This window comes from Rhizorhabdus sp., assembly GCF_018006725.1.
In the GTDB taxonomy this organism is placed as follows: domain Bacteria; phylum Pseudomonadota; class Alphaproteobacteria; order Sphingomonadales; family Sphingomonadaceae; genus Rhizorhabdus.
The window spans coordinates 1-9,760 of record NZ_JAGMXV010000178.1; the positions used below are offsets into that span (position 1 = coordinate 1).

The following is a 9,760-nucleotide window of genomic DNA, read 5'->3' on the forward strand; positions in this document are numbered from 1 at the left end:
GGCCAGGCCGATCCGTCCGGAGGCGCTGACCGTGCCCTCGCCGGCGCGACCGGTGAAGCTGTTGAGCTGGAACTCCGACTGGGTGAAGCGGCCGTCGAGGGCGATGTTCGAGATCACCGTGCCATAGCTGCTATTCTCGTAGCGCAGCGTCTTCGCGCGGGCGATGCCGGTGAGGGTGGGGTTGTCGAGCCGTCCGCCGAAATCGGCCGCGATCGCGATCGGTCCGCTCACGTCCTGCCCGGCAATGCCGGTCAGCGTCCACGGCACGTCGGCGGGGCCGTTATAGCGGATGCCGCCCGACAGCGGCGCCTGCATCAGCCGTTCCTGCAGCGTCGCGCCCGCGCCCAGCGGCGCGAGCCGCGTGATGAAGCGCCCGACGATCGCACCGCCGCGGCGGACGATCCCGCGCATGTCGCCGCCCGCGGTATCGAGTTTCGCGAGCAGGGCGAGGTCGACCGGCTCGGACACGACATAGGCCGAGGTCCGGGTGAAGCGCGCGATATCGAGCCGCGCATTGACGGTCGGCGTCGCCTGCCCTGGCAGGCTCGCATAATCGAGCGTGCCGCTGGCGCGACCACCGAGGCCGAGCCCCGGCATGAAGGCCCGGGCGATGCCGATGTCGAAATTGGCGAGCCGCGCTTCCAGTCGGCTTTCGCGCCCGTAGCGGCCCGACAGACGAACCTCGCCCTGCGGCACCACCAGCCGGGCGGGGGACAGGACCCAGTCCCGGCCCTGGCGATCGAGCCGCACCGGCTCGGCGAAGCGGAAGGCGACGTTGGCGACGCGCCCCTTCGCATTGGCGACGATCCGGTCCGGCGCCAGCCGGGCCTGCGCGGCAACGTCGAAGTCGGCGCCGCTGCGGCCTTGCGCCACGATGGCGGCGGTTCCCGCGCCGTCGCGATAATCGATGCGGCCCTGCGCCCGCTTCACGATCGTATCGCCCTGCCGCACGTCGGCGAGCGCGAAGCGACCCTGCGCGGCGGGTCCCTTGGGCCGCAGCACGACCTCACCCTTCAGGCTGCCCTGGCCGATGAGGATGGGGACATCGCCGGGGATGCAGGCGGCGGACGCGGCGATGTTGGCAAGGATGCGCTGGTCCGATCCGGCGGCGGACAGCTGGAGGCCGCCCGACAGACCCGATCCTGCCAGAGTCAGGCGACCGTCGAACGGGCCCGAGCGCGTCTGGACGAGGCTCCCCTTGAAATCGACGCCGGCGAAGGTCGCCTTGTTGACGTCGATCGCGAGCGGACCCCGGCCCTGACGGATCAGCAGGTCGGCGGTCAGTGGCCCATAGGCGCTCGCGCCGCGAGCCTTGACCGCATAGCCCTGTGGCACGCCGCGCAGCTCGGCGACGATGTCGCGCAGGTCCACGCCCATGCCCGGCTTTGCCGCGCGCAGCCGCACCAGCGGGCGATCGAGCGTGCCGCTGGCGTCGACCGAGAGCGGGCCATATTGCCGCGACCGGCCCGACGCGCGGAACGCGATCCGGCCATTTTCGATGTCATAGCTGCCGGTCGCATTGCCCAGCTGAAATCCGGGCGAGCGCACGGCGAAGCGGATCAGGCGCGCCACGCGCCCGTCGAAGCCGAACTGGCCCGTCGCGACGGCCGTCCCGCCGAGCGCATTGCGCAGCGTCTCGTTGTCGATGCGCCGCGTGGTCATCCGGAAGCCGCCACGGATGCCGAAGCCCCCCGCACGGCCGGGCACCAGCTCGGCGTCGGTCACGAGCGCGATGCGGCCGAGTCCGTCGACCTGATAGTCGTTGACGCGCCCCTTGAGCGCGCCGGTGTAGATGCCCTTGGCCGGGTCGGCGATGATGATCGCGGTGGCGTCGAGCCTGCTCGAGCGCAGCCGCAGATTGTCCGACAGCAGCCGTCCGTTCGACCAGGCGAGGTCGCCGTCGGCCTTCAGGTCGACGAGCAGCCCGCCGACCGCCGCGTTCAGGCCGGTCACCCGGCGCGCGGTGGCGTGGAGCGGGATACGGATGCGATCGGCATCGACCTGCGCCTTGCCCTCGGCAGCGAGCCCGTCGATCGCCAGCGTGCCGAAGGCGAGGCGCCTGGCCTTGATCGCATAAGCGATGGTCGGGGTGGCGAAAGGACCGTCGAGGGTGGCATCGGCAAACACATCGTCGCCCGACAGATTTTCCGCAATCGCACGCGGCTTGAGCAGCGCTGCGTTGAGGCGCAACGCCGTGAAGCGGTTGTTGGCGAGATCGACCGTGCCGGTGGCCGTCGCCCGCAGCGCGTCCGAGGCGATCTTTGCATCGATCGTGGCGCTGCGTTCGGCAAGCTTCGCGGATGCGTCGACCGTCAGCTGGGGCGAGGTCAGCCCCGCAATCGGCCCGGTGAAGATCGTGCCCGGTCGCAAATCTCCCTTGGTCGCGAACAGGCCGGAGCGGGCGGTGACGGCGAGGTCGGCCAGCCGTTCCGCTCCGCTGACAGCGGTAAGCGTGCCGTTCCAGGCGTTCCAGTCACCGCTGCCGGCGAGGGTCGCCGACAGGGGCTTGCCGAGGCCGGCAAAGCCGTCGACCAGCCCGCCCGCCGGGGCCTGCAGCCGTCCGTCGATCTGCAGCCGGTTGGACGCGGGTACCGCATCGAGCCGGAGGCGGAGCCTGTCGCCCCCCGCAAGACCCTTGCCGGTCAGGGCGTCGGCATCGGCGGCCAGGACGGCGCGGCCATCGGCGATGTCCGCCTTGCCGGACAGGCGCACGACATGCGCCTTGCCGGTGATCGCCGGCGCCACCACCAGCCGGTCGATCGCCAGCCGGCCGAGCGCCACGTCGATATCGGGCAGCAGCGGAGCATCCGGATCGCTGGGCATGGGTTTCAGCTCTGGCAGCCGCAGCCAGCGGACCTCGGGCGAGGTGAGTTCGCGAATATCGACCTTGCTCGAACGAAGATAGGCAAAGGGGCGCCAATCGAGGACCATGCGGTCGGCGCTGAGGAAGGTGCCCTTCGCGTCGCGGACCCGTACGCCCTTGAGGATCATCCGGCCATAGATCGACCCGTCGATCCGGTCGGCGGACAGGCCCAGTCCCGAGGCGGTCTCGAAGCCGGCCAGCCGGTTCGCGAGCAGGCGGCGTCCGCCGCTGGTATCGAGCGCGGCGATGCCGAGCAGCACAAGCAGGAACAGGCCTGCGATCGTCGCGGCGATTCCCAGCGCGATGCGCTGCCAGCGGGGGCGACCGGCGCCGGCGGGGGTGTCGGTGTCGGCCATCAGAAGGCCTGCCCGATCGAGATGTAGAGCGCGATCTTCGATTCACCCTTGCGGCGGTTGATCGGGGTGGCGATGTCGACCCGCATCGGCCCGAAATTGGTATAATAGCGCCCGCCTATGCCGGCGCCGTAGCGCATGCCCGACAGCGACGGCGTGGAGCCCTGGCCCACCCGGCCGGCGTCGAAGAAGGGCACGATGCCATAGTCGCCGAAGCGGTAGCGCGCCTCCAGCGCGAACTCGGTCAGGCTGCGCCCGCCGACCGGATCGCCATTGGCGTCCTTGGGGCCGAGCTGCTGGAAACCGAAACCGCGCACCGAACCGCCGCCGCCGGCATAATAGCGCCGCGACGGCGCGATCGTGTCGCGCGTCGCACCGACGATCGACCCGACCCGCGCGCGCCCGGCGAGCACGAGAGACTCCATCACCGGATAATAAGCGCTGCCTTCGAGCAGCATCCGCGCATAGGCGTCATAGCCGCCATTGTTGCGCTTCTGCGCCTCGGGGCTCAGCCGCCCCGTGACCCGGAAACCGCGCGTCGGATCGAGCAGGCTGTCCGATCCGTCATAGCCGAGCTGGCCGGGGGCGGCGACGATGAAATAGGTGCTGCGCGGGCGCTCCCCATCGGCCGGGTTGAAGCGGGTTTCGCGCGACGCGGTCAGTTCTCCGCCGATGCTCCACGTCCATTTCTTCTGGAAGATCGGGGTGCTGGCGCGCGACAGGCTGCCGGTCAGGCTGACGGTCTGCGCATTATAGGCCTCGAAATCCTGACGGGCGACGCTGGCGCCGAGTGCGAACACACGGTCGCGCTGCCCCGCATTGGAGCGGCGGAAGGCGGTCGACAGGCTCTGCTGCTGGGTACCGGCGACACCCTCGACGGTCAGCGCGCCTTCGGGCGGGAACAGGTTGCGGTGGGTCCAGGAGCCGGTCAGCTTGACCCCCTCGCCGGTGCCATAGCCGGCACTTGCCGCCAGCTGTCGGCGGGGGCCTTTGCTCTGGCGGACGAGCAGGTCGACCGTCTCGGTCCCGTCCGCCGCGACGGTGCCGGTCCGCACCGGTTCGATCGCGACGGTGGAGAGCAGGCTGGTGGCGATCAGCGCCTGGCGCAGGTCGTCGACCTGGCGGCTGTCATAGAGGTCGCCCCGGTCGAAACGCTGGATCACGGCGATATGGCCGGCGTCGAACACCGGATCACCCGCGGTCCGGATCCCGCCGAAACGCGCCTTGGGGCCGGACTCGAGCGGCAGCGTGTAATCGCCGCTGTGGTCGCGCTCGTCGAGCAGGATGTCGCGCTGCCCGACCTTGACGAACCGATAGCCATTTTCGGGCAGGCGCAGCGAGACGTTCGCTTCGGCGGCCTCGACTTCGGCGGCGACGATCGGCGCGCCGCTCTTCAGGTCGAGCGCGTCGACGGCAAGCTTCGTCGGCTCCTCGGCGGCACCTGTCACCGCGATCCGCCCGAACATGTAGCGCGTTCCCGGCGTGGCCGTCAGCGTCGCCGTCAGCCGGTTGCGGCTGTTGGGCAGCGTATCGACCGATATGGTCGCGACCCCGTCATAATAGCCGCGCGAGCGGAGCAGCCGCTCGGCCAGCAGCACGTCCTCCTCGGCGCGCGCGCCGACCTGCGCCGCATTCTCCGCCTTGCGTCCGTCCGACAGCAGCGCCGACAGGTCGCGGAACTCGTCTTCGAGCCCGACCTCCTTCAGCCCCTCGATCCGCACGTCATAGGGCAGTTCCTTCGGCTTCTCGTCGGCTACGGCGATGGCGGGCGGATCGACCGGGGCGGCGCTGAGCGGGGGCAGGGGCTGTTCGAGCTCGGGCTCAGGGGCGGGTGCGGCGGGTTCGGTGGCGGTCGGGGGACTCTCTTCCGTCGCGGCGGGAGCGGCGGTGTCTTCGAGCGGAGGCAGCGCGGCCTCGAACGCGCTATCGTCGAGCGGCGTCTGCGCCGGTTGCGCATGGGAGAGGGTCGACGCAGCGGTGGCGAGGAGAAGAGCGACGAAAGACAACGGCTTCAAAAAACTGGCCCCCCAGGCTCGCCGACCCGATTCGATACGGCGGCGTCACGGACCTTAACGGACGAGGCCCCTGCTGGTTGCAACACGCATGAGCGACTTTTCGGTTCCCGCCACGGGGCGCACATGGCGTCGGCCCGGCGCATCCGGTCGACGGGTGACCTGCGCACGCCGGCCGGCTAGAAGCAGCACAGGAAGGCCCGCCGTCGACCGGACGGGCAGAGGGTGTCGATGAACATGTACGATGTTGCGTGCGCAGGCCGGGCCTGCCGAGATTCGGAAAGTCCGGCCCGCCGATGATCCGCCCCTCCAAGACGGTCTGCCTGCCCGCCGATCAGGCAATCAGCGTCCGCGACCTGTTCACCATCGGCATCGGCCCGTCGAGCTCGCACACCGTCGGCCCGATGCGCGCGGCGCGCGACTTCGCCGAGCGGGCGCTGGCGATCGGTCCGGTCGCCCATGTCCGCTGCGAGCTGTTCGGTTCGCTCGCGCTGACCGGCCATGGTCACGCCACCGATACCGCTATCCTGCTCGGTCTGGCGGGGGAGGCGCCCGAGACGGTCGATCCCGACCGGATCGCGGATATCGCGGCAGCGATCCGCGAGCGCGGCCAGATAAGCTTCGGCGGCGGCGAGGCTATCGCCTTCGACGAGAAGGAAGACTTGCTGTTTCTGCGCGGCAAATTCCTGTCCGGCCATGCCAATGCGATGCGCTTCACTGCGCGGCTGGCGGACGGGGCGATCGAGCAGGCGGTCTATTTCTCGATCGGCGGCGGCGCGATCCTGCGCGAGGATGCGCCGGCCCGGAGCGCCAATATCGCGCTGCGCCATCCCTTCTCCTCGGCGCGCGAGTTGCTGGCGCTCGGCGAGGCGCAGGGGATGACGATCGCCGACATCGTCGCCGAAAATGAGCGCGCCTGGCGCAGCGATGCCGAGACCGACGCTTTTCTGGCCGAGCTGCGCGGCGCGATGTTCGCGTGCATCGCGCGCGGCCTGAAGGGGGAGGGCGTGCTGCCCGGCGGCCTCAACGTCCGCCGCCGCGCGCGCGCGGTCCATGACGTGCTTGTCGAACGCGGGCCCCGCAGCGATCCGTCGACCGTGTTCGAATGGGTCAGCCTGTGGGCCTTGGCGGTGAACGAGGAAAATGCCGCCGGCGGTCGCGTGGTCACTGCGCCAACCAATGGCGCGGCCGGCGTGCTGCCGGCGGTCCTCAAATATTATGAGGTCTTCGTGCCCGGTGCCAATGCGGCCGGCAGCCGCACCTTCCTGCTGACCGGCTCGGCGATCGGCTTCCTCTACAAGAAGCGCGCGTCGATCTCGGCGGCGGAAATGGGCTGCCAGGGCGAAGTGGGCGTCGCCTGCTCGATGGCCGCCGCCGGCCTCGCCGCAGCCCTCGGCGCAACCAACGCCCAGATCGAGAACGCCGCAGAGATCGGCATGGAGCATAATCTCGGCCTGACCTGCGACCCGATCGGCGGCCTCGTCCAGGTGCCCTGCATCGAACGCAACACGATGGGCGCGATCAAGGCGATCAACGCCGCCTATCTCGCGCTGCACGGCGACGGCCAGCACGTCGTCAGCCTCGACGCGGTGATCGAAACGATGCGCCAGACCGGCGTCGACATGCGGTCGAAATATAAGGAGACGAGCCTCGGCGGGCTGGCGGTGAATGTGGTGGAGTGTTGAGGGAGGAGGGACCCGCGCAAGGGTACCGACATAAAATGCTTCTGAGCCTTCAACTTCGCTATACCAACGCGGACAAATTAGATCGGGTCGATCCACTTTCCTACAGGGCCCTTCGCGGCTGTGGGGATTCCAAAATTGTTCTGCAGATAAAGGTGAATGTTAACCCTAGCCGCAATAGCCTGAGGTCCTGTAGATATACCGCCCGGCAACCCTTTGGCGGACTTCTCAATCATTCCAGTTCCCCAAACCATGGGTCTGTCCTTCCACTCAGGCAGGCGCGTAATCTTCTCGGAAGCGGTCTGAAAATCCCACTCATTTTCTTTAGAACGAGCGATTATCCACCGGCTTGATGTGGGGAAATCAATCCTAGGAAGAGGGGTGCCACCCCCACCATCATAGGTTCTGGGCTTCGTACTAGCCCAGTCCCCATAAAAGAAATTATAATTACCATATTTACGAGCCAGATTTTCATAAATAAGTCTCGAAAATATAGGAGGAGCTTCTGAGAAATCATCATAATCGGAAAAAGAATTCGGAAAGCTTGACCCGGTAATTACAAATTTTAATTTGTCAGAAACGGATAAGAAACGATCCATTATAGCGGAAATGCGAGACTCAGTGATATCGCTTGCAATTATATATCCATAATCAATTATAATGACAAAATCTAAATCTTTATTGTCCATTGATAACTGAATAAGATCTTCAATCGGCGGCTGCCTTTGAAGTTCTATTCTTATCGCGAAGCCTCTCCCCAGCTTTGCTGAAAATTCAACTTGCTCGTCAATGAGCGTTTTATCGATGCCAGAAAATTGTATGCATGGAATATAATTTTCATGCTCTTGGATTAATTCCATCCATTTCTCGGGCCCGATCTTGACGTCTAAAAGATCTCGAAAATATTCGCGCGAAGACAGATTCGATTCACTATGGAATGATCTGTCTAAATCGACAATTATTGGTATTTTCCCAATGCTATTTTCAATAATCCTGTGAGTATTGTCAAATTTAATTGAATTCAGCCATGGCGCAAGCAGGACGATAGGAAGCATTTTGACTTTTTCAGTCTCTGGCAGCTTCTCCATCGCTTTCATTTCGGCGCGGCGGACACAAACAGTCGGATAATAACGTTTTGTAAAAAATGTCATATCATATACCTAGCCTAAATCCAACGGCAAGACTAGATGCTCGAAATTGCTGAGCAATTTCTTCAATATTTTCTTTGCTTGGATATGTTCCATATTTTTCAGAATGCCACGTAATAATATTTTTCCAAGGCAGTAGAATAGCCGAACCCAATCTGTTGGCTTCTGCTTCCTGTTTATTAGATAGCTTTGAACGATATAGAATGTTGTCTGTTATTCCATCGCCATCGATCAAATTTCTATGTAGAAGATAATGAGCTATTTCGTGGCAAACCGTAAACCTTTGCCGCACAGGTGCGTCTGTATTGTTTATATGGATTTCAAACTTGCCATTTTCGTTTCTGCGAATGAGGCCGGATATCTCGGTGGGTAAAGTTAGGCTCAAAACATCAATCCCGAGACGATCTGCTACTTGGCCCACTGGAACAGGATGATTGTCAAAAAGATCCCATATCTTCTGGAGGTCAGATTTATCTACCCTATGCCATAGAGCGGAAGCGGGATCTCCAGATGTTAGGGCGATATCCATCAATTTATATCACCTTCATCTGTCGGGTCGTCTATCGACATCCTAAGAGCTTCGATGTTCAGCCGATCGGCTATAAGTGGAAGAAGTGATATCACCTCTGCCCGTATTCTTTTCTCTATATACTGGCGATGATGGCCGTTCTCGTCTTGCATGGCCTTCTCGATGCAAATTGTCCCGTTGCCTGAAGGGCCAAAAGCCTTTGCTATTTCAGCCAGCGCTTGATTTTCCGCAAATCGACCAGCATCTCGCTTGAGATTTTTGAACCCGAATATGCCTAGGACAGCCAAAATTATTGCACAGACAGTGAATATTACTGTAACTGTCGTTAGGAGAACAGTTAGAATCCCATTGAAGTCAACAGCTACCTTTGCGTTGGCAGGGGCGGCATTTAGCAGGCTATGGATAGCGAAATAAGCAATGACGCACGCAGCGATCGTAAAAATGGTCGCCAATACGGAAAAGAATATACGTTGGGCTTTCTCCATTCCTGCATATTAGGCACAGCGTTCCAGACCCGCAATAAGTTTATGGCGCGCCGGCACATGGCGTTCCGCTCTCTGCACCAAGACGCGAATTACGGTGGCTAGCCAACAACGTCATATTATCTACTACTAGCATCAAACGCGATTTTTGCGGGAGCGCTCGCTAAAGCGGCATATAGGGGGCTACTAGGCGAGCGGGCACGATCTAAGCCGATACTGTCGAACTGCCTATTACCTTAAGCCGCCTGCGCCAGCCTCGCCCTCTCATCCCTCCGCAGCGTCAGCACCTCGACGCCGGTCGCCGTTACCGCAACCGTATGTTCGAACTGGGCCGACAGCTTGCCGTCGGTGGTGACCACGGTCCACCCGTCGTCGCGGGTCGCCACGGTGCGGCTGCCCTGGTTGAGCATCGGTTCGATCGTGAAGACCATGCCCTCGCGCATCTGGGGGCCGCTGCCGGGGCGGCCGAAGTTCAGGATCTGGGGTTCCTCGTGCATCTCGCGGCCGATGCCGTGGCCGCAATATTCGCGGACGACCGAATAGCCGTTCTTGCGCGCATGCCCCTCGATCGCGGCGCCGATGTCGCCGAGATGGGCGCCGGGGCGGACGCGGGTGATGCCCTTCCACATCAGTTCCTGCGCCACCTTCGCGAGGCGGCGGGCGGCGGCGGGGACGTCGCCGACCAGATAGG

Annotated in this window: 7 protein-coding genes; 1 reads left to right on the forward strand and 6 read right to left on the reverse strand. The window is 63.7% G+C overall.

Features of this window, described 5'->3' with window-relative positions:
* Together KAY22_RS19940 and KAY22_RS19945 are read right to left on the reverse strand one after the other, a co-directional pair.
* A partial coding sequence (locus KAY22_RS19940) for a hypothetical protein (protein WP_296625005.1) occupies positions 1-3,219 on the reverse strand: 3,219 nt, incomplete at its 3' end.
* Positions 3,219-5,231, reverse strand: a complete 2,013-nt coding sequence (locus KAY22_RS19945) for a BamA/TamA family outer membrane protein (RefSeq protein WP_296625006.1) — start codon at positions 5,229-5,231, stop codon at positions 3,219-3,221. The genes KAY22_RS19945 and KAY22_RS19940, both read right to left, overlap by 1 nt.
* A 293-nt stretch (positions 5,232-5,524) precedes the next feature.
* Here KAY22_RS19945 and KAY22_RS19950 point away from each other — a divergent pair, with 293 nt between their 5' ends.
* Positions 5,525-6,913 (forward strand): L-serine ammonia-lyase, encoded by a 1,389-nt coding sequence (locus tag KAY22_RS19950; protein WP_296625007.1) that lies wholly within the window; start codon positions 5,525-5,527, stop codon positions 6,911-6,913.
* Between the two features lie 77 nt (positions 6,914-6,990).
* Here the strand turns inward: KAY22_RS19950 and KAY22_RS19955 are convergent, their stop codons facing one another.
* From KAY22_RS19955 to map, 4 genes are all read right to left on the reverse strand, one after another.
* Positions 6,991-8,061, reverse strand: a complete 1,071-nt coding sequence (locus KAY22_RS19955) for a hypothetical protein (RefSeq protein ID WP_296625008.1) — start codon at positions 8,059-8,061, stop codon at positions 6,991-6,993.
* A gap of 1 nt (position 8,062) precedes the next feature.
* Entirely contained in the window at positions 8,063-8,587 is a 525-nt protein-coding gene (locus KAY22_RS19960; protein ID WP_296625011.1) for an ImmA/IrrE family metallo-endopeptidase, read from the reverse strand.
* Positions 8,587-9,072 (reverse strand): hypothetical protein, encoded by a 486-nt coding sequence (locus KAY22_RS19965; RefSeq protein WP_296625009.1) that lies wholly within the window; start codon positions 9,070-9,072, stop codon positions 8,587-8,589. Before KAY22_RS19965 ends, KAY22_RS19960 begins: the two co-directional genes overlap by 1 nt.
* Positions 9,073-9,305: 233 nt before the next feature.
* The coding region (map, locus tag KAY22_RS19970) for a type I methionyl aminopeptidase (protein ID WP_296625010.1) at positions 9,306-9,760 on the reverse strand (455 nt) is incomplete at its 5' end.

Excerpts from the sequence above, each read along its gene's own strand:
- KAY22_RS19950 (WP_296625007.1), top strand. The coding sequence starts at position 5,525 with ATGATCCGCCCCTCCAAGACGGTCTGCCTGCCCGCCGATCAGGCAATC.
- KAY22_RS19955 (WP_296625008.1), bottom strand. The coding sequence starts at position 8,061 with ATGACATTTTTTACAAAACGTTATTATCCGACTGTTTGTGTCCGCCGC.
- KAY22_RS19960 (WP_296625011.1), bottom strand. The coding sequence starts at position 8,587 with ATGGATATCGCCCTAACATCTGGAGATCCCGCTTCCGCTCTATGGCAT.
- KAY22_RS19965 (WP_296625009.1), bottom strand. The coding sequence starts at position 9,072 with ATGGAGAAAGCCCAACGTATATTCTTTTCCGTATTGGCGACCATTTTT.